At 33.8% G+C, this 19679-nt stretch carries 18 protein-coding genes and 3 pseudogenes; 11 read left to right on the forward strand and 10 right to left on the reverse strand.

Annotation, left to right across the window (positions count from 1 at the left end):
• The first annotated feature begins 75 nt into the window (after nt 1–75).
• On the forward strand, nt 76–1308 hold the full coding sequence (locus OPR35_RS06650) for an IS256 family transposase (protein ID WP_265024688.1): 1233 nt from the start codon (nt 76–78) through the stop codon (nt 1306–1308).
• On the opposite strand, the gene OPR35_RS06655 is transcribed toward OPR35_RS06650, so the two are convergent.
• From OPR35_RS06655 to OPR35_RS06670, 4 genes and pseudogenes are all read right to left on the reverse strand, one after another.
• Nucleotides 1249–2082: a hypothetical protein gene (locus OPR35_RS06655; RefSeq protein WP_265024816.1), complete on the reverse strand. Its 834-nt coding sequence runs from the start codon at nt 2080–2082 to the stop codon at nt 1249–1251. The two genes, OPR35_RS06650 and OPR35_RS06655, sit on opposite strands and share 60 nt — an antisense overlap.
• 9 nt (nt 2083–2091) lie before the next feature.
• Nucleotides 2092–2457, reverse strand: a complete 366-nt coding sequence (locus OPR35_RS06660) for a hypothetical protein (RefSeq protein ID WP_265024817.1) — start codon at nt 2455–2457, stop codon at nt 2092–2094.
• A complete protein-coding gene (locus OPR35_RS06665) occupies nt 2387–3457 on the reverse strand; it encodes a hypothetical protein (RefSeq protein WP_265024818.1) in 1071 nt (356 codons plus the stop codon). The genes OPR35_RS06660 and OPR35_RS06665 overlap by 71 nt, the downstream gene beginning before the upstream one ends.
• Before the next feature lie 272 nt (nt 3458–3729).
• A pseudogene (locus OPR35_RS06670) lies at nt 3730–3858 on the reverse strand (Rpn family recombination-promoting nuclease/putative transposase); the annotation flags it as partial.
• Between the two features lie 152 nt (nt 3859–4010).
• Between OPR35_RS06670 and OPR35_RS06675 the strand changes: the two are divergent.
• Complete coding sequence (locus OPR35_RS06675; RefSeq protein WP_265024819.1) at nt 4011–5615, forward strand: hypothetical protein; 1605 nt, start codon at nt 4011–4013, stop codon at nt 5613–5615.
• A gap of 40 nt (nt 5616–5655) precedes the next feature.
• The gene (locus OPR35_RS06680; protein ID WP_226080540.1) at nt 5656–5805 is read left to right on the forward strand and encodes a hypothetical protein; all 150 of its coding nucleotides are present in this window, start codon (nt 5656–5658) and stop codon (nt 5803–5805) included.
• Nucleotides 5806–6232: 427 nt separating this feature from the next.
• On the opposite strand, the gene OPR35_RS06685 is transcribed toward OPR35_RS06680, so the two are convergent.
• A complete protein-coding gene (locus tag OPR35_RS06685) occupies nt 6233–7411 on the reverse strand; it encodes a hypothetical protein (protein ID WP_226080541.1) in 1179 nt (392 codons plus the stop codon).
• A 364-nt stretch (nt 7412–7775) separates the two neighbouring features.
• Nucleotides 7776–8696 carry an Rpn family recombination-promoting nuclease/putative transposase gene (locus tag OPR35_RS06690; protein ID WP_265024820.1) on the reverse strand — a complete coding sequence of 307 codons (921 nt, stop codon included), beginning with the start codon at nt 8694–8696 and terminating at the stop codon, nt 7776–7778.
• A 129-nt stretch (nt 8697–8825) separates the two neighbouring features.
• On the opposite strand from OPR35_RS06690, the pseudogene OPR35_RS06695 reads away from it, so the two are divergent.
• A pseudogene (locus tag OPR35_RS06695) lies at nt 8826–9248 on the forward strand (helix-turn-helix domain-containing protein); the annotation flags it as partial.
• Between the two features lie 94 nt (nt 9249–9342).
• Here OPR35_RS06695 and OPR35_RS06700 read toward each other — a convergent pair.
• Nucleotides 9343–10248 (reverse strand): hypothetical protein, encoded by a 906-nt coding sequence (locus OPR35_RS06700; RefSeq protein ID WP_264730442.1) that lies wholly within the window; start codon nt 10246–10248, stop codon nt 9343–9345.
• A gap of 227 nt (nt 10249–10475) precedes the next feature.
• On the opposite strand from OPR35_RS06700, the gene wmk reads away from it, so the two are divergent.
• The 5 genes from wmk to OPR35_RS06725 all read left to right on the forward strand — a co-directional run bounded on the left by wmk (nt 10476) and on the right by OPR35_RS06725 (nt 16109).
• Nucleotides 10476–11378: a WO male-killing family protein Wmk gene (wmk, locus tag OPR35_RS06705; protein ID WP_264730440.1), complete on the forward strand. Its 903-nt coding sequence runs from the start codon at nt 10476–10478 to the stop codon at nt 11376–11378.
• 187 nt (nt 11379–11565) lie between these two features.
• Nucleotides 11566–12234 carry a JAB domain-containing protein gene (locus OPR35_RS06710; RefSeq protein WP_264730438.1) on the forward strand — a complete coding sequence of 223 codons (669 nt, stop codon included), beginning with the start codon at nt 11566–11568 and terminating at the stop codon, nt 12232–12234.
• Between the two features lie 270 nt (nt 12235–12504).
• Complete coding sequence (locus OPR35_RS06715) at nt 12505–13455, forward strand: hypothetical protein (protein ID WP_265024821.1); 951 nt, start codon at nt 12505–12507, stop codon at nt 13453–13455.
• Nucleotides 13456–13723: 268 nt separating this feature from the next.
• Nucleotides 13724–15403, forward strand: coding sequence for a recombinase family protein (locus tag OPR35_RS06720; RefSeq protein WP_265024822.1), 1680 nt, complete (start codon nt 13724–13726; stop codon nt 15401–15403).
• Nucleotides 15390–16109 (forward strand): ankyrin repeat domain-containing protein, encoded by a 720-nt coding sequence (locus OPR35_RS06725; protein WP_265024823.1) that lies wholly within the window; start codon nt 15390–15392, stop codon nt 16107–16109. The genes OPR35_RS06720 and OPR35_RS06725 overlap by 14 nt, the downstream gene beginning before the upstream one ends.
• Nucleotides 16110–16386: 277 nt before the next feature.
• Here the strand turns inward: OPR35_RS06725 and OPR35_RS06730 are convergent.
• Nucleotides 16387–16560: pseudogene (locus tag OPR35_RS06730) on the reverse strand (IS256 family transposase); the annotation flags it as partial.
• Between the two features lie 35 nt (nt 16561–16595).
• On the reverse strand, nt 16596–17828 hold the full coding sequence (locus OPR35_RS06735; RefSeq protein WP_265024688.1) for an IS256 family transposase: 1233 nt from the start codon (nt 17826–17828) through the stop codon (nt 16596–16598).
• A 150-nt stretch (nt 17829–17978) separates the two neighbouring features.
• On the opposite strand from OPR35_RS06735, the gene OPR35_RS06740 reads away from it, so the two are divergent.
• The gene (locus OPR35_RS06740) at nt 17979–18194 is read left to right on the forward strand and encodes a hypothetical protein (protein WP_264730428.1); all 216 of its coding nucleotides are present in this window, start codon (nt 17979–17981) and stop codon (nt 18192–18194) included.
• Here OPR35_RS06740 and OPR35_RS06745 read toward each other — a convergent pair whose 3' ends face one another.
• Complete coding sequence (locus OPR35_RS06745; RefSeq protein WP_264730430.1) at nt 18195–18716, reverse strand: phospholipase D family nuclease; 522 nt, start codon at nt 18714–18716, stop codon at nt 18195–18197.
• On the opposite strand from OPR35_RS06745, the gene OPR35_RS06750 reads away from it, so the two are divergent.
• Nucleotides 18715–19632 carry a patatin-like phospholipase family protein gene (locus OPR35_RS06750; protein ID WP_264730432.1) on the forward strand — a complete coding sequence of 306 codons (918 nt, stop codon included), beginning with the start codon at nt 18715–18717 and terminating at the stop codon, nt 19630–19632. The two genes, OPR35_RS06745 and OPR35_RS06750, sit on opposite strands and share 2 nt — an antisense overlap.
• Nucleotides 19633–19679 lie beyond the last annotated feature (47 nt).

The raw sequence follows: 19679 nt of genomic DNA on the forward strand, positions 1-19679 counted from the left end.
TAGTCGGGAATGTTCAAAAAAGTGTGTCAAACCGAAAAAAAAGTAATAAATTGATATAAAAAATGGAGGTTTGATATGAGTCAAGCAAATAGAACTACTGGTTTGGTAGATTATAAAGAATTAGAAACAAATATCCTGTCATCTATACGAGAAGGAAGACCATTGACAGGAAGAGATGGAGCATTAACACCGTTTATAAAAAGGCTGCTAGAGGCAAGTCTGGAAGGTGAAATAGAAAGCCACATGTCAGCTAAAAGTGAAGAAAATAACCGAAGAAATGGAAGGAATGCAAAAACTTTACGTACAAGTTCAGGCTCATTTGAACTATTAACACCAAGAGACAGAGAAGGAAGCTTTGAACCGCAAATAGTCAAAAAAAGGCAAACAAGCCTACATCCAGAACTTGAAGCAAAGGTCTTAAGTACATACGCCAGTGGCATGGGATACAGAGACATAGCTTCACACGTTGAGGAAATATATGACCATAAAATATCAGCAGCAGAGATATCCAATATTACTGATAAACTGCTACCAATAATCAATGAATGGCGCAGCCGTCCATTGCAATCAGTGTATCCAATAGTGTTCATGGATGGCATGTTTTTTAAGGTCAAGGAGGACGGACATTGCGTAAGTAAATGCATGTATAATATATTGGGTATAAATCAAAATGGCAGAAAAGAAGTATTAGGTTTTTATCTGGCTGAAAGTGAGGGAGCTAACTTCTGGTTGGGAGTTTTAAATGACCTCAAAGAAAGAGGAGTAGAAGATATTCTGATTGCATGTGTAGATGGGCTAAAAAGCTTTCCTGCAGCCATCAACAGTGTATTTCCCAGTGCAGAAGTGCAGCTATGTATAGTACACCAAATAAGAAATTCTCTGAAATATGTATCCAGTAAAGATGTAAAAGTTTTCATGAATGATCTGAAAAAAATATATCGTGCTTCAAGTAAAGAAATTGCTGAGAATTATCTGCTTGAGCTGGAAGAAAAATGGGGAGAAAAGTATCCTTTAGTTATAAAATCCTGGCAGAACAATTGGGAAAACTTATCCAGTTATTTTAAGTATTCTGGGCCAGTTAGGAAGCTGATTTACACCACTAATCCAATTGAGGGGTTGCATAGACAAATCAGGAAATTTACTAAAACTAAGGGTTCATTTACTAGTACAAATGCCTTGTACAAACAGGTATATTGTGCTATAAAAAAGGTAGAGCAAAGGTGGATTATGGCTCTCCCTAATTGGGCTTTAACTATGTCTCAACTTGATATTTTCTTTCCAGATAGATTGAAAATTGAGTTGAACTAAAAATGCGGCTTGACACACTTTTTTGAACGTTCCCTGATAGTCCGACTCCTTGCTATTGAAGTTCAGTTGCTGATTATACCTATTGTAGAGATTAATTATGTACTGCAAAACATCATCAATAGTATCAACAACATCATCTGCATTATTACTTGCCAAGTCTCCTAATAAACCTGACAGAAAACCTTGTTGTATACCAAAGTTCCTGGTGATCTCTTCAAAACCATTGCATGGAGAAGCTGAATTTCCAGTAAATGCATTTCTCTCGCGAATTTTTACACATCTTATTGCTTCCTCCTCTTCATCTTCTCCTTGATTTTCTGCCCACACGAATGTTTTATATTCTTCCCATGCAAATCGTCCTGTCCGTGATATGACACCCTGCTGTAGTAATCTATTTTCTACCCATAACTTCTCTTGTTGACTAAATCTTGAGCCAAAACTATTTTGCCTATCAGCAATAGTGAAACACCTTACAATTCTGAAACCTCTTCTATCTCTGTCATTAGTTAATACAGCAACCTTTAAGTTTCCTTTTCTAGGTTCATTCGGATTGTTGTCAAAATGAAAATAAATTTTTTCATTATCTGCAACATCAGAATCAAACGCAGTAGCAAACATACCAAAAAAGAATGCAGGAAAAAAGCGATCCTTACCCACCGAGTGCAAAAAAGATGGACACTGATCCAAGAAAGATTCAAACCTTTCTACAAACTCTTGGCAATTTCCGTTTAACAAACTTCTAATCAGTCCAATATTTTCACCATTGTTATGCATAAAACACCTCTATTTACTATAACCAGATAAACCGCTAACGCCAGGAGATCCTAACGTAGACTGCGGGTCACCAGAGCCACCAAAGTCACCGCCACCTCTATGAGGAATAGGTAACTTATCTAGCTCAGAAAACAACTCCTCTGCCAGCTTGCCATAATCAACACCACTCTTCATACCAGGTCTACCAACCATTTTTAGGTTGCTAATTAAATAATTTTTAAAATTCACAAAATCCTCCTGTGTACAATACTCTTTTGCAAACTGTAAAATCTCTAACAGCTCGTCTTTTTTTCCAGTATCACCTTCACCTAAAGCACAACCGCGCTCCCAATCTACAATTAATCCAGCGCATGCGTTTGATAGGGACTCTACCATTTGAAAAAACAGCAGCCTTTTTATTCTCATTAAAGCGATTGCACCTCCAAATATCCATAGTAATTGATCTAGCTTGAACACCTGACTCAGGACTTTCTAGCATTACATTTGAAAGTGAGGAAAGAAGGAGTGCATAATCATGATGTGAAAGTATTTTGTCTGCAGGTACTGAAACTTCTTCATAGCACCAGCGCTTCACCATATCTCGAACTGTACCAAGAAAACTCCAACGTATCAAACCATTAAGAAGTGAATATACTCCTTGATCTTTTTCTGACAACTTAAGCAATAGCTCACGTTTCGCTGGATCATCCATTTTATACAGGCAAAAATCTAAAACGGTAGCACGATTATAGTTACATTGAATAGTGGATAAAGTAGTAACCGCATTTATAATTTCTTTTTCTCTTTCTTGCAGGTTTAAACGGTTATAGAAATACTCCACTCCCTCGCTCCATTTAAGATCTACAACTTCCCGGAAACCATCTACGTTACTATATTCTTTTAATGTTCCTGATTCTCTATCAATCCAAAAGCTGAATGCAGGATCGTAACTTCCCATAGAGTCTAGCAAATCGTTTCTTATATACTTGTCATCTACAGGATTACCGTCTATGTCTACTGCACCAGGAGAGACTCTACCTTTGTAAGACTCAAATTGCTCTTGAAAGAGCGGATAAATTTTATCTACCACACAATACCTGCAAGCCATGTTATACCTGCAAAACGGATTCTCTATTTTATCTATTTTTTCCTCAGTTAGCTTCTGTCCTAGGATGTAATTGTTTAATTTTGTATCTGACCAGCAACTCTCATCGCGAAATATACTGTATAAAAACTGCAACTCATTATCTTCCAAATATTCTATTTGTTTAATGTAGGTTTTCACCCATCTTTCAATTGCTAAATGCCTTTCAGCAGCAACCTTAGAATCTGCATGTTGAATAACACTCTTTAACTTAGTAAGTACTGCAGCATGACGATCTGTCTTCCTTGGCATTTTACCCCCTATATAAAAATATTTACTGCATTATGCAAAAGTTAGAATCAAACAGCAACACTAAAATTATCAAGGATAAGAAAATTTTATGAAAAACATTTTTTATATTTAAATATCATCTATTTTGCACTTAACTGATGCGTAGAATTGGTGAAAAAATCAAATAGGCCATAGCGAGAATAGCGGAAGAGTTAGATGTAGGCTTTAATATATTAGACTAATGGATAAAGAAGTATAATAAATTGAAAAGCGCTCTAAGGGAGCTACAGTACTTAAGCTTTTTCCTTGAGCTGTGAAATTTCAGAATGAGAAAAACCTGTAGTTTGTGATATAATGTCAGTAGAGACGCCAGCTTTAAGTAGGTTTTTAGCCACAGCAATTTTAGCTTGTTTGTCGCCTTCTGCTGTTTTTGTAGCCGATGAAGCTAGTGCAGCTGATTTTAGCACATAACAGAATTACCATATAAGAAAGTTCGAACGTATCACTTGGTAGGAAAAGTTGACAAATTGAACTTTATATATAATAATTAAATTATTAATTTAAGCAGTAAAGTATGTTAAAAATTTTTTTTAAGTGGATTGCTGATCACACAGGAATCTCATGGATTGCAAAAAAAGTTTCATCAGGTTGGAATTGGTTGTTTAGTAGTAAAGCAAATACTGCTCAAAAAACTACATCACCAAAGAGACATTCAGATGATAAGCAACATGTAAACGATCAATCAAAAGATAATACATTGTCAGAGCAGATAGATAGACCTAAGGTTTGTCTTGAAGTTGTCAATGATAATACCTCTAATCAATCAATGTCAAGTGAGAATAAGGAATCTGTATCTAAAGCAGATACAAACGTCAAGCTAACAGAAAATTCTCTTAAACCTAATGTTGTTCAACAAAACACAAAGCCAGGGAGTTATTTTAAGTTCAATGATAACAAATTACTATTTTTTACAACAAACGAGAATTATAAAATTCTTGAAGAAAAATGTAAAAATGAAGACGGAAATGGTAAAGTTATACCTGGAGAATTTCGTATATTTGTAGAGTGTGGAAGTGACAAGTTTTGTATTACTGGCCCTCATAGTTCATGTCAAGATGTAGATGATGGAAAGAAATCTGTATCCATAACTTCAGTGAGGAAACAGAATTTCGAAGGAACTGTTTCAAAAGACCCATTGGAAATGATGTATAAAGTAGGTTTGGATGAGAACAAAAAGCTTGTTGAAATAACTAGAATGTCTATAAATCCATTTAAAACTACAACACCTAATCTTAATGCTACTACGATACAACGAACAGTTAACAATGATTCTGAAACAACAACCACTGATCAGCAAAGGGCATTGAGCCAAGAACTTGTTGCTAATGAACCTAAAGCGGTAGGTGAGCTTAAATTTGTTGGTGAAAAGTTATTATTAGTTACAACCTCAGATCAGTTTGAAAAATGTAAGGATTATAGAAATACTCAGAGTGCAAATCCAGATGAACTTCTTATGTTTATAAAATGCGGTGCAAATGAATATCGTATTGTTGGTAATAGTACTGAGGGATCTATATTGATAAAATCAATACTAAGGAAGAGCGAAGGCGATAAGTATATAGATGGCAATATCTTACGTGTTGAAGAAGAGATACGCTCTGTGAAAAAAATGTTAGATGGTGTAACAGAGGTTAAAGTAGATAGTATATCTAATCAGCCGTTTGGAGTTAAAATACCTACTACTACGGCACAACAAACGGTTAATAATACAACTATTGATCAACCAACATCATCGGCAGTGACAAATGAACATAAAGAAACTTTAGTTAATGCACATGAAGAAAAAGATGAACATAATAATGCTGCTAGTAACAGAAAAGTACAACAAGCGGAAGTTGACGCAGAAGTGAAAATTTTAATGGAAGACTTACTTAGTAAAGTTTCAGCACAGGATTTAGATAAGGTAGAGAAAACACCAATCTCTAAGAGATCTGAGGAAGAAGAGTTTTATGATGCAGAAGATAAACAACTAAGCTCAATAACTTCTGATGATGACACACTAGAGTTTCAAGATGCCATAGATGATGGAATTACGCAACCATGCTTAATCACTTCTGACATGGTGGTAGAACAAGTAGAAACACAAAACACCGTCGGCAGAGTGCTAAATAAATCATAATATTGTTATTAACGGTATTGTTATTCCAGAGGGAGCAAAGTTGAAGTGTTTTCCAGAGTTATCTAACTTTTTATCAAAGGCAAGCTCAGAAAGAGAAAAGTTATTTTGCAAGGTGGTACCAAATTCGTTGCTTTTTCAATCAAGAAAAGAAAGAATAGCTATTAATGGTCAATCAGTTGATGCACAATAATTGCAGTAAGCCCTTTAAAAAAAGAGCATCTAAATAGGTGCTTTTTTTCTTTATACGTTTTCCATAGAGGGCTTTGTTGCATCGCTATTTATGAAAGATCAACTATACAAGCAACTTATTGAAAATCTTATTTTTTGCAATCAATCTGATCAAATTTTGGAATAGTAATTTATTGTTTATATTAGTAAATTTAGTTCTACTTAAAATAGCTAAAGCATTGAAATACTTGAATTTTAGCTAAATTGGTGAACGGTAGTAAAATTTCTTTTACTCAAATTCAGATATTTACTGACCTTCCTTACTATAAATGCTAGAATAATAAGCTGCTGATGTCCTCCGTCTTTTTTATTTTTAATCCGTCGTAAATAACGATGTAACAAATCCATCAAGGATTAGCGTATTATAAAATAGGCTGTGAATCAAATCTTTAAGCAGAAGGACCTTCTTTCAATTTTGTCAGCTTTTCTGATGCCTTGAGCTCAGTTAAATTTGTAGCTTTAGTATTTTCCATAGACCAAGTAAGAAAATCTTCGTGTTCAGAATCAAGATACTCATCTATAGTTTTTATAGGTTCTGAATCATCAATTTTTATTATCAAATCTAACGTATGTACTAGTTCTTTAGCAAAATTCATCTGAGAATACAGTTTTTCTTTAAAATATTGTGCTAGATTGAATTTTTCATCATCTTGAGAGACAAATTGTTTTAATTTATTTGAATAAATGAAAGTAATCTTTTTAGATTCATTGTATCTTGGGTTAAAATTTTTATCTGTATATAAATAGAATTTAGTATTCTTGTTTAAATTTTCATTTAATTTACTTGATTTATTTTCTATAACTGAGTTTAATTTTTGTTGATTTTGTTCTAAAATAATTAACATATTTTTTAATTCTGTTGATAATTCTTGTAAGTCTACATTCGCATATTCATTTAAATCTAAAAGATTTCTTAATTCTGCTTTTACTTCAGCATTTGTGTCTAGCCCTTGTCTAGCAAATGTCTTACCAAGATCGATTTTTCCCCATGCAAGTGCAAGGCATTCGCTATCATCTTCGTATGTTTCCATAATTCCAATATTACCTGTATTATTAATATCGCGATCACGTAATATTATTCCTGCTGCTAATATTTTATTATAGCCTTTAACATTTCTAAGTTCCCCTTTTAATTCTTCTTCATCTTTAGGTTCTACCATATCGATAAGTGTCTCATATGTTAAGAATGAAAGTAAAAATTTTGATCCAAGGTAGATTCTATCTTTTTTGCCTTTTTGCGTTATAATAGAAATTTTTGGTGATCTATTATAGAGAAGTAATCGTTGCACATCACCAGCTATGTATTCTCTTATAAGTTCAGCAATGTCATTATCATAATAGTCTTTATCTCCATTATAGAATGATTTTATACAAAATTTTCCTACTGTGCCGTTATTATATCTATACTGAGCAATGTAACCTCTGGTAAAACCTGATACCTTTTTTTCAATTTCTGGAAATTTTGTAATATCATTAGGAATCATATCTTCAAAATGACTTAGCAAATTCTGTTGCACTCTCTTGAAATTAGTGTCTAGAATACTTTGCTCATTAGCATTTTTGCTCATGATAAATATATTAAATAATTTAATTATATCATACAAATGTTAATTTATATTAAAAATAATATTTAATAAGTAAATTATTTAATACTTAAAAGTGAAGTACAGTAATAAAATGATAAGTATGGCAGCTAGGGAATATCTTGGTAACTTGAAAAATAGCAAGAATGTGGAAGAGATAGTACAAACAACAAAAGTATAACTCTTTTTACAATAATCCGAAAAGAACAATAAATTTTATACTTGCTTCTGTTTCCTTTGTTAACATTAGCTAGTCAGAAAGTCAGTTACCAGGGAAGGCAGATTATAAACCTAGAACCTATTTAAATTATCTAATAGTGGATAACCAATTACAAAGATCACTGTAATTTCAGGATATTTCTTTTTTGAGCTGTACAATTTCAGCTTGAGGAAGATCTGTAGTTTGAGAGATGATATCAATGGAAACACCAGCCCTAAGTAGGTTTTTTGCGACTTCAACTTTTTCTTCTTTTCTTCCTTCCTCCCTACCTTTTTCACGGCCAATTTGGATGCCTTCTTGTCTACCTTCTAGTTTAGCATCATCGAGTTTTTGTTCCAAGATAGCAGCTTCTTTCTGTAAATCCATTACCCTTTCTTCATAAGCTACAAGATCTTTCTCATTCCAATGAAACTTATCTAACTCGTCATATGCTAACTTTATTATCGGTGACTTTTCTGCTATTTTTCTCAAATCTTCATCAGTTGTTTCTTCTGCATATTTAAAGAAAAACAGCCAACGATCTACTACATTTTCTAGCTGCTCTTCTCTGTTCTTAGGAAACTTTGGCAACTCAATGAAGATAAATTGAAAATCTTTTAAATCATGCTCATTAGTTTTTTCATCTCTTATGGTATGGCTAGATATATAATCAAGCTTATCAGGAAATAAATTACAATTGGAAATAGCAATAAAGAAAACCTTCTTTAAATCAATGTACTTACCACCTTTATCAGCCTGCCTCGAGTAAGCCTTAGCAGCGTAAAGTTGAGCGCGTTTTTCAAAGCCTTTATCACGAGCGAGTTGCATCTCAATCACGTACCTTGCCCCAGTAGAATCCCTACACAGAACATCAACAATACTCTGCTTATCAGAAGCAATTTCAGGGTCCATAATGGTGCTAAGGAATTCGACTTCTTGTATAGTATTTATTTCAGTAAACCCTAAAATATCATTCAAAAAATGGATAAGGATATTCTTATTTTTTTCAGTACCGAAGATTTTCTTAAATGTTAAATCTAATTTTGGATCGAGAAACTTCGAAAGAGCCATGAGAAAGTAAGATAAAAAGCATTAATAATTATACACAATTGTGAAGAAATATTCAACTAAAATTCAAACATAGAAAGAAGCATCCCTTTTGTATATCTTTATTTGTTAGTATTAACCTGTATAATATTTATGGCAAATATCTCTATAAGGTATCAGATAGAAGAAAAAGTAAGAAATCGTAGATTAGCAAAGGGGTATACTCAAAAAGATTTAGCAAAAAAATCGGAACAACCTATCAGGTAATACTGCAATATGAAAAAGGAACGCGCAGAATTTCAATTAAGAAGTTATATGAATTAGCAGAAGCATTATTAACAATTGCTAGAGATCTAGCTTGCGGACAAGAAGTATCAAATGAGAAAGGGTATGAGGGAGAAGAGGTTAGTAAGAAGACATAGAGAGATTAAGGATCAAGAATTACGTGAAACGTTTTATTTATTAACTAAATTCATCCGTATTAGTGAGGAAGAAAGTGGAAAGGCAGTAAAAATAGAGGTGGCAAAGGGTTTAGTTAAGGAAGGAGTTTCTGCTCATGTTATCTCTCGAACAACAAAAGCTTATGATATAACATGATTTTGGTATTTCTACTCTAGAATTTCCATAGTCAGACCCCAGCAGAGCATTGCTGAGGTGTGATTATAAATTATTAACTAACAGTCTGATTTAGTGCCCTGTCTGAAGTAGCAGATGGTTTATCAATTTCTGTATTTGGGCTCTTTTCACAAATTTTGTCAATACCAATAGCCATTAATGTAACTACTGCTGAAGCTACTAAAACCAATGCAACTATAGATAAATCGAACATAAATGCTGTAACAGCACCAGCTGCAAATAGTGTAACAATGCTTAGAGCTATTTTTCCTTTGTGTTTACTCCAGAAGGTTGCATCGCTCTTTTCCGAAGTATCTATTCTGACAGAAGGTTTAACCTCTTCTGCTGTTTTTGAAGGAGTGGTTAGATAATTTATTATCTTGTCCATGTCTTCTGAATTAGTACTTTCCTTATGCATTTCAGCCCACTGTAATAGAGGACGTCCTGCGCACACTTCTATATTAAAATTAGCTCCTGCATTTTTCAGCTCGTTGAATACCTTTAAATTGGCACGCTCAACGGCTTTTTTTATTGTAAGATTTACACTTTCTTTTCCTTCCTGAACATGAGATGTTAATTTTGGTAATAGTAAATTCAGTATCGATTCTGCCCTTTCCTTATTAGGCGTTTCCTTACCATATAACTTCTCAATAATAATAGTAAAAGGATTATCTTCTCCAGCTATTACGTTAACACTAGCCCCTGTATCTAGTAAAAGCTTTACCACTTCTACATCGAAGTTTTGACAAGCACGTATCAAGAATGCGTTTTCAGTTTTGTGTTCTTCTCCAACTTTAAACACATAATCTAAACTAAAACCACTTTTTTTCCATGCTTCAAATTCAGGTGTGCCTTTTATATTTTGTTCAATTTTGTCATTTATCTGCTCCGTATCTTTGATGCCTTGAGTCAATATTTCCTTTAATTTATTGTATATTTCTGAAAACTGTGAATGGTTCATATCTTACTCCTATAAAAATTAAATTATTACATATATTTATAAATAAGTCAATTTTTATAAAAGAGAAATAAAATGTTAAATAGCTTTTTCTATTCTAATTCCAATACCATCATTGTACAGAGAGTAACTTTACTTTGCTATTCTCTTGCTTTGGTATACTCGTTATTGTTCTATATAATGGGCATTGGTAGCAAATTTATATTACCCTGTATAATATTTATTTCTGTATGGCAAAGTATACTACTATCTCTCTAAGATACCAAATAGCACAAAAAGTAAGGAGCTGGAGGTTAAAACAAAAATATACCCTGAAGGATTTAGTAGGCAAAACAGGCATAAACTATCATACACTGCTAAGATATGAGCAAGGAACATGTGGCATTCCAATTGAAAGGCTAAAAGTGATAGCAGAAGCGTTATCAATTCCTATTAGAAATCTCTTTCCTGGGCGAAGAGTACTAAAAGAAGATAGTTGTTTTGACAAAGCTAAGACCGAGGAAATGTATAATTTCATAGAAAAAACAGGAGGACACAAAGCAATTTATGCATTAACCAAATCTATCCGAGCTGAGGAAGAAAGTAATACAAAAGCAGCAAGAATAAGAATTGCAAGGAATCTAGTTAAGGCAGGGTTTGATAATGACATTATCTACCGAGCAACAGGCTTATCAACCGAAGAATATGCTGATAAAGAGAGATACGAGCCAAACGGAAGACAAGAGATAAAAAAGTGGAGGATAATAAGGGGGTATACGCAAGAAGAATTAGCAAAAAAGCTTAATGTAGGGCCCTCACAGATACATCACTATGAACAAGGTAGCGGTACTCTTTTTAGTGAAAGGTTGTGGGAAATAGCAAGGGAATTATCAGTGGACGCTGAAGATTTGATAAAAGAAGAAGATAATTATGAAGATGGTGAAGGAGAAAATGAATTATTAAGTTTGGCAAGAGAATATAGAAAAATTGACAATCAAGAATCACGAGATGAGCTAAATATATGGGTAGAATTTTTATTGCAAAGAAAGCAAATTTACAAAGAGAAGATTGATAAAGTAGAGGAAATGAAAGTTACAAATAATTTACTTCAGTTAGGTTTTTCTACTGATGTTATTTCTAAAATAATTGATTAACAACAACCTTTTTACATAACTTGAAAATAAATATGTATTAATATCTTTACCTATTCATAAAAAAGTAAGTAAAAAAGATTGAAAAATTGATTTGACTTCACTCGGAAGCTATGGCTCTATGCCAATGCTGATAAAAAACAGCAGTAAATAATTAAAAACAATTTGTTATTAACGAGGAGTATATTTTATGAATAATAGTGAAAAACTTACAGAAGAAATAGAGAGAGTATTACAGAGTGGAGGAGGAAGTGCTCTATTTGATCGTGAAATAGTGTCAGTGCTTCTAGGAGCAGTTCATGACAGAAAGCAAGCACAAGATGTTACTAAAACTCTAATGGATAATTGCCCAGGAATAGGAGAAATTTTAGGACGAGAAATCGATGATCTGAAAATGATAGAAGGAATGACTGAACATGCAGCTGCAGCAATTGAATGTGTAAAAGAAGCTTATAAAAGAGCACTCAGAGAAGGATTAAAGAGAGGCCCGGTAATGGATAGCCAAGAAAAGCTGATAGAGTATGTAAGGGTAAACATAGGCTTTTCAGCAAAAGAAGCTGTCCAGATAATATACTTGGATAAACAGCACCGTCTGATAAGAGATGAAGTGTATTTTGGTACAATAGATGAAGTACACCTGTCTGAAAGGAAAGTGGTAAAAAAGGCATTATCAATGGAAGCAGCGTCAATAATATTAGCTCATAACCATCCAGGAGGGAGTTTAGAACCATCAGAAGATGATAAAGTAATGACTAGAGAATTAGTGTCAGCATGTCAAGGAGTGGGAATTGAACTAGAGGATCACATTATTATGACAGACAAAGGATACTGCAGCTTTAAGGAAAGAGAGCTGTTATAAACCAAATTTCAATTGCTTGAGAAGTTTGGCTACTACACAGTAGCAAAAAAACTTAGTCAAGAATCTGTATTGGAGAATTACAAAATATAAAAGATCTTTGTATAGTTTGTATATTAAGTTGTAATTAAAGAATAAAAGTCCTAAAAATATATTCTTTTATTATAAATAGTTGCAAGATATACAAGATCTTTTTATAATTTGCGTATTAAGTTAATCATAAAGCAATAAGTTGCTCTGTAGACTTGAATAACATGCTTAATAGGAGGCTATATGACTACTAAAAAAACAGTATCATTTGATGATATGGATGGAAATACTTATGAGTTAATCATTGATTCTAAAAAATTACCAAAAGGACTATATAGTGCTATTAGGCGTACTAGCAAAAAAAATCAGCAGCTTATACTTGTAGATGAGACTGATCCGAAAATATTTGATGATAAAAGCAGGTTTGAGAAGCCTGAAGGTGTGCCTTCCCCTAGCGATGTTTCTGAAAAATCAATCAATCTTGGAGAAGGACGTGAGGTTTATAACAAAAAATCTTCAAATCGTCAAAATCCGTTTATTCCAGCCTTAAGCAAGATAGAGCCAAGTGCAAGTGAAAATGCAGAATTAAGATGGTTTAAAAGTAGAGTAGTAAAGGCAAAAAGCGTAGAAGAACTGAACAAGACTATAGACCAAGCACTAAGTGCTGGAATCAGGATAAATGCGTATAGCGAAGGACAGAAGAGTTTTGCTGATACAGTAATATCGAAAATGCCTTTGATTAAATGCAAAGAAAATGAAAAGGAAGACATGATATGTGAATTGATGCTAAATGGAGCAATATTTAGTTACGATCTATTGCAGGATAAGGGAATAAGTGAAATGCATAACAAACTGTATCAAGAGATTCGTCCACAGATAGATGAGTGGCTTAAAGAACTGAGAGAAATCGGTGAAAGTGCCATTGAAAATGAAGGAATCATAGAAGACGTGGAAATGGATAATCAGACGTTTTTTATGAAATTTTCTGAAAATAGTAAGGTAAATATTGCAAGGGTATTGGAAGGTACAAAAAATTTAGGATTAACCACAGGAGAGGTAAAATTAGGAGGTGATGTTATAGAAATAGGAGATAGTAAGGTTGAAGTTAGAAGTGAAAAAGAAGGTGAGAGGAATTACGTTGATGTGTCTGACAATAGTGCTTTTACACTACCGACAATGTTGCAAAAAACATAAAAATAAAACTAGAGAAAACCATTTCTCGAAAACTTCTGTGTCCAGAACCAAGAGTCCGATTTACTTATAGCGCTAATAATCAATTAACCATCGGCTTTAAGGAATGATATGAACATATTATTTCAAGGAAAAGTCATGAGAAACAAGAGATTAGCTATCCAAATTAGCTGTAGCTATGAACCTAATCGGTTAGCAGAACAATGCTTATCAGATGCTTATGAAAAGGTAGTGTCAAAGGAAATAAGTCAAAAAAACTTAAAACATAAAAATGGGATTCAAGGAGGGTCAAATGGTAACAGTATGTTTATATGCGAGAGTTTCTTCGGGGAAACAAGTAGAAGGAAATACGATAGAAAGTCAAATTGCAGCTTTAGAGAAGCAAATTAATCTGGACGGATACAGATTGTTAAGTGAGTATAAATTTATTGATAACGGCTACAGTGGATCTCATTTAGTCCGCCCTGATTTAGAAAAATTACGTGATAAAGTAACAGAAGGTAAAATTGATAAGATTTACATTCATTCTCCTGATCGTTTATCTAGAAAATATGCATATCAAATGGTGCTGATTGAAGAATTTGAAAAAGCAGGAGCAAAAGTGGTTTTTTTAAATTATGAGATTAACGGTAACCCAGAATCTCAATTACTGTTACAAATGCAAGGTATGATAGCAGAATATGAACGTGCGAAAATTATGGAACGAAGTCGTCGTGGTAAAATCTATGCAGCTAACAAAGGCTATGTAAATGTAATGGGAGGAGCTCCTTATGGTTATCGTTATATAGATAAGCATATGGGAGGAGGACAAGCTTTATTTGAGATTAACGAAAAAGAAGCTGATGTCGTTCGTAAAGTATTTTTGTGGATAGGCAGAGAAAGAACAAGTATTGGGGAAGTATGTCGTCGGCTAAATACTATGTCCATTAAGACACAAAAAGGAAAAGAACGCTGGAATAAAGGTACAATTTGGAGTATGTTGAAAAACCCTGCTTACAAAGGACAAGCAGCTTTTGGTAGAAGAAGGTTAGGAGTAAGATTAAAGCAAGTAAGACCACAGAAAGGCTCTTGTGAGCAGCCAAAAAGTAACCACTCTGTCTATCCTGTTGAAAAAGCAAATTGGATTTATATTAAAGTGCCAAATATAGTAGATGAAGATATATTTGATATTGTTCAAGAACAATTAGCTGAAAATAGAAAAGTAGCAAGGACAAGAAAAAGAGGAGCAAAGTACTTACTACAAGGTTTAGTCATATGTAAGCGTTGTAATTACGGATGTTACGGAACTTGCATGAGAAGTAGACGAGAAGAAGAAGGTGGTCATTATGCATATTACCGTTGTAGTGGTAAAGATTCTTACCGTTTTGGTGGTAATAAGATTTGTGACAATAAACCCATTCGCTCAGATGCATTAGAAACAGCTGTGTGGGAAGAGGTTAAGCAGTTATTGAAAAATCCAAACAGGATTTTAGAAGAATACAAGCGTAGGCTTTCAGAACTAAAAAAATCATCATTGGATCAAAAAAGTGACCTGCTAGAGAAACAAGAAAATAAATTAAAACGTGGTATTGCTAGACTTATCGATAGTTATGCTCAAGAATATATCAATCAAGAGGAATTTGAACCACGAATTAAAGCAATGAAACAAAGCTTAAAAACAATTAAAGAAGAGAAGAAAAAGATATTTTATCAAAAGGAATTAGAACAGGAGGTAACTCTGGTTGTGGCCAATTTAGAAGACTTTTCTTCCAATATTACGTTAAACCTTGATAACGCAGACTGGTTAACTAAACGTGATATTATCAGAACATTGGTCAAGAGAATTGAAATTAACCTTGAGGACGTAAATGTGGTATTTCGCGTAAAAGAGCTACCGAACTCTTCTGGACATAATGGAAAGGAAAATAAAAATTTGCAACATTGTCGTAGGTGTATTAATGATAAACCTTGATACTACTTTGCATTGTGCTGCTAAAGGTGGCAACTTAGAAGTAGTTCAAGCTTTATTAGGCAAAGTGGCTAATATTAATGCACAAAACAGTTATAGAGATACTGCTTTGCATATTGCTGCTGGATTTGGTCATTTGGAAGTAGTTCAATTTCTGTTAGAAAAGGGTGCTAGTTTTGAAACACGAAACAACGAAGGATGTACTGCTTTGCATATTGCTGCTGAAACTGGTCACTTAGAAGTAGTTCAAGCTCTGTTAAAAAAAGGGGCTAACATTGAAGCAAAAAGCAAAAATGGCAGTACTGCGTTGCATGAAGCTGCTAGAATGGGTCGCTCAGACATAGTTCAATATCTTGTAGAGGAAAAAAAGGCTACTATTGACGTAAAGGACGTTGATTGTAATACCCCCCTGGATTTAGCTGATAGAAACGGCCACAAAAATATTGTTGAGTATCTTAATTTTCAAGAAAAGAAGCATTCTGAAACTTCAAAAGCAATAAAGACTAGTTTCTCTGTAGGTGTAATAGCCATGTTGACAGTAACTATGGGATGTATTGTTACTCATGTTAGTTTATCAATATTAGTTATTGCTGCATTGATAGTTGGAGCCATTGCTGGTGGCATGACATATACAGTATTAAAGCCTAGTACTAAGCTAAATGAATATGAAGTAGAGAGACAAAGTTTACCAGAAACCGTAATACCTTAATAGTGAATGTTATATAGCAAATTAGATCTTGTCTTTTATGTCGGGTATATAATAATAAAATATGAGGTTTTGAATTGAGGTAGAGTTATGAGCTTTGATAAGTTGGAAGAAATACTAGCTTTTATTGATGCTGACGTTGGTTTAAGTAAGAGTAATGTCGTTGGAAAAATAGAAGAGAAGCTAAAACAAGTAGATACATCTGGCCTATTACAGTTTGCTGTTTTGAAAAACAATAAACGAATGGGGAACGTTCAAAAAAGTGTGTCAAGCCGCATTTTTAGTTCAACTCAATTTTCAATCTATCTGGAAAGAAAATATCAAGTTGAGACATAGTTAAAGCCCAATTAGGGAGAGCCATAATCCACCTTTGCTCTACCTTTTTTATAGCACAATATACCTGTTTGTACAAGGCATTTGTACTAGTAAATGAACCCTTAGTTTTAGTAAATTTCGGGAACGTTCAAAAAAGTGTGTCAAGCCGCATTTTTAGTTCAACTCAATTTTCAATCTATCTGGAAAGAAAATATCAAGTTGAGACATAGTTAAAGCCCAATTAGGGAGAGCCATAATCCACCTTTGCTCTACCTTTTTTATAGCACAATATACCTGTTTGTACAAGGCATTTGTACTAGTAAATGAACCCTTAGTTTTAGTAAATTTCCTGATTTGTCTATGCAACCCCTCAATTGGATTAGTGGTGTAAATCAGCTTCCTAACTGGCCCAGAATACTTAAAATAACTGGATAAGTTTTCCCAATTGTTCTGCCAGGATTTTATAACTAAAGGATACTTTTCTCCCCATTTTTCTTCCAGCTCAAGCAGATAATTCTCAGCAATTTCTTTACTTGAAGCACGATATATTTTTTTCAGATCATTCATGAAAACTTTTACATCTTTACTGGATACATATTTCAGAGAATTTCTTATTTGGTGTACTATACATAGCTGCACTTCTGCACTGGGAAATACACTGTTGATGGCTGCAGGAAAGCTTTTTAGCCCATCTACACATGCAATCAGAATATCTTCTACTCCTCTTTCTTTGAGGTCATTTAAAACTCCCAACCAGAAGTTAGCTCCCTCACTTTCAGCCAGATAAAAACCTAATACTTCTTTTCTGCCATTTTGATTTATACCCAATATATTATACATGCATTTACTTACGCAATGTCCGTCCTCCTTGACCTTAAAAAACATGCCATCCATGAACACTATTGGATACACTGATTGCAATGGACGGCTGCGCCATTCATTGATTATTGGTAGCAGTTTATCAGTAATATTGGATATCTCTGCTGCTGATATTTTATGGTCATATATTTCCTCAACGTGTGAAGCTATGTCTCTGTATCCCATGCCACTGGCGTATGTACTTAAGACCTTTGCTTCAAGTTCTGGATGTAGGCTTGTTTGCCTTTTTTTGACTATTTGCGGTTCAAAGCTTCCTTCTCTGTCTCTTGGTGTTAATAGTTCAAATGAGCCTGAACTTGTACGTAAAGTTTTTGCATTCCTTCCATTTCTTCGGTTATTTTCTTCACTTTTAGCTGACATGTGGCTTTCTATTTCACCTTCCAGACTTGCCTCTAGCAGCCTTTTTATAAACGGTGTTAATGCTCCATCTCTTCCTGTCAATGGTCTTCCTTCTCGTATAGATGACAGGATATTTGTTTCTAATTCTTTATAATCTACCAAACCAGTAGTTCTATTTGCTTGACTCATATCAAACCTCCATTTTTTATATCAATTTATTACTTTTTTTTCGGTTTGACACACTTTTTTGAACATTCCCGCTTGCACTTAACTTGACGCTTATGAACACTACCAAACAAGAAATAATTGAAAGTCTTTTATTATACAATCAGGAAAAGCATGCAAAAACAAAAAATCCCAATCACAGTAATAATAACGATGGTAATACAGACCATAGCAACAATTTGGTGGCTCGCCAAGCTAGACTTACGGGTACACATGCATGATAAATTTATAGAGCAGAACAATGGATTGGCCGTTACGGTATATCGTCTGGAAGAACGGGTAAAGAATCTTTCTGAGGAATTGGATGAACTTAAAGCTGATTTAAAGTAATTATTCTTCTACTTTTGGTGTGTAAGCATCAGATTGAGATTGACGATCCTTCCAGTTTTCGATGTATTGCTCAACTAATTGAGGATCCCCTGTTATAATCAGTAGATTCTCAGCATTTCTTGATTCAGCTGCATAGGTGAAATTAAAAGAGCCAGTTATTATTTTGTTATCATCAATAATCATTATTTTACTATGAGCAATCGCTGGTTTAAAGTCTACCCAAATTGGGATTTTTTGCTCAAACAGCTCATTGATAACACTATACTTTGAGCTAACTTGCGATTCGTCGAGAATAACCATGACATCAACTCCACGCTTTTTAGCTTGAACCAAGGATTCAGCAATAGGCTTCGAGGTAAATTGGTATGCCTGAACCAACACGGATTTTTTAGCATGACCCACAGAATCAATTATTAGATTGGTGCAATTTTCTCTAGGAGTGAAACATACAGTAGTACTTGGACAAGAAACACAACCTGATAAAAGCAAACAAGTTAAAAAAATCAATAAATATCTAAACATGGCCAAATATATTCTTTCAGTCGACGGTGGAGGCATAAGAGGTATTATACCTGCTATTGTTCTAGCTGAAATAGAGTATAGAACAAAAAAGCCAATCTCTCAAATGTTTGACTTAATGGTCGGAACTTCTACAGGTGGTATTATCGTTGCCGGATTATGTAATAAACAATACTCTGCTCTCGACTTAGTTGATCTCTATCAGAAAGACGGGTCACATATCTTTAAGTCTTCATTTTTCAGAAGATCAATATTTTCCTGGCTAAATTGTGCACAGTATTCATGCAAAAATATTGAATGCGTTCTGAATAGATATTTTGGTGATTCTACTCTTGCAGATGCAACAAATAATTTAATGCTTACAAGCTACGATATTAAGAACAATTATCCCTTCTTCTTTAAAAGCTGGAGAGAAGATAGAAATTTTATCAAATTGAAAGATGCATTACGATCTACAACTGCAGCACCTACTTACTTTGCACCTAAATATCTTAAAATCAACCAAAAGGAAATGGTATTAGTGGATGGCGGAGTATTTGCAAATAATCCAGCGGCTTGTGCATATGCAAGTGGTAAGAGGTTATTTCCAAATGATGATATTATAATTTTATCAATTGGTACTGGCAGAACAGATAGAAGCATAGAGTATTTTAATTCAAGGAGATTTGGAAAAATAGGATGGATCAAGCCACTACTACATGTGATGTTTGCTTCAAGTTTAGATGCAGTAAATTACCAACTTGATCAAGTTATAGCTGATAAATATATACGCATACAATCGCAATTGAAAATAGCATCACCTGACATGGATAATATTACATCAAAAAATATCAAATCTCTGCAGGAGGAGGCAAAGGCAATGGTAGAGGACAATCAAAAAGTGATAGAAAAATTCTGTATAGAAATATTAAATATATAACTATTCTCTCTAATATTTTAATATATTATTTATGAGTCAGTAAACTA

The organism is Wolbachia endosymbiont (group B) of Protocalliphora azurea (assembly GCF_947251865.1).
GTDB lineage: Bacteria > Pseudomonadota > Alphaproteobacteria > Rickettsiales > Anaplasmataceae > Wolbachia.

Coding starts and splice junctions, on each gene's coding strand:
- OPR35_RS06665 (WP_265024818.1), bottom strand. CDS start 3,457: ATGCCAAGGAAGACAGATCGTCATGCTGCAGTACTTACTAAGTTAAAG.
- wmk (WP_264730440.1), top strand. CDS start 10,476: ATGGCAAAGTATACTACTATCTCTCTAAGATACCAAATAGCACAAAAA.
- OPR35_RS06725 (WP_265024823.1), top strand. CDS start 15,390: ATGATAAACCTTGATACTACTTTGCATTGTGCTGCTAAAGGTGGCAAC.
- OPR35_RS06720 (WP_265024822.1), top strand. CDS start 13,724: ATGGGATTCAAGGAGGGTCAAATGGTAACAGTATGTTTATATGCGAGA.
- OPR35_RS06690 (WP_265024820.1), bottom strand. CDS start 8,696: ATGGCTCTTTCGAAGTTTCTCGATCCAAAATTAGATTTAACATTTAAG.
- OPR35_RS06745 (WP_264730430.1), bottom strand. CDS start 18,716: ATGTTTAGATATTTATTGATTTTTTTAACTTGTTTGCTTTTATCAGGT.
- OPR35_RS06700 (WP_264730442.1), bottom strand. CDS start 10,248: ATGAACCATTCACAGTTTTCAGAAATATACAATAAATTAAAGGAAATA.
- OPR35_RS06740 (WP_264730428.1), top strand. CDS start 17,979: ATGCAAAAACAAAAAATCCCAATCACAGTAATAATAACGATGGTAATA.
- OPR35_RS06750 (WP_264730432.1), top strand. CDS start 18,715: ATGGCCAAATATATTCTTTCAGTCGACGGTGGAGGCATAAGAGGTATT.
- OPR35_RS06660 (WP_265024817.1), bottom strand. CDS start 2,457: ATGGTAGAGTCCCTATCAAACGCATGCGCTGGATTAATTGTAGATTGG.
- OPR35_RS06650 (WP_265024688.1), top strand. CDS start 76: ATGAGTCAAGCAAATAGAACTACTGGTTTGGTAGATTATAAAGAATTA.
- OPR35_RS06710 (WP_264730438.1), top strand. CDS start 11,566: ATGAATAATAGTGAAAAACTTACAGAAGAAATAGAGAGAGTATTACAG.
- OPR35_RS06685 (WP_226080541.1), bottom strand. CDS start 7,411: ATGAGCAAAAATGCTAATGAGCAAAGTATTCTAGACACTAATTTCAAG.
- OPR35_RS06715 (WP_265024821.1), top strand. CDS start 12,505: ATGACTACTAAAAAAACAGTATCATTTGATGATATGGATGGAAATACT.
- OPR35_RS06675 (WP_265024819.1), top strand. CDS start 4,011: ATGTTAAAAATTTTTTTTAAGTGGATTGCTGATCACACAGGAATCTCA.
- OPR35_RS06655 (WP_265024816.1), bottom strand. CDS start 2,082: ATGCATAACAATGGTGAAAATATTGGACTGATTAGAAGTTTGTTAAAC.
- OPR35_RS06735 (WP_265024688.1), bottom strand. CDS start 17,828: ATGAGTCAAGCAAATAGAACTACTGGTTTGGTAGATTATAAAGAATTA.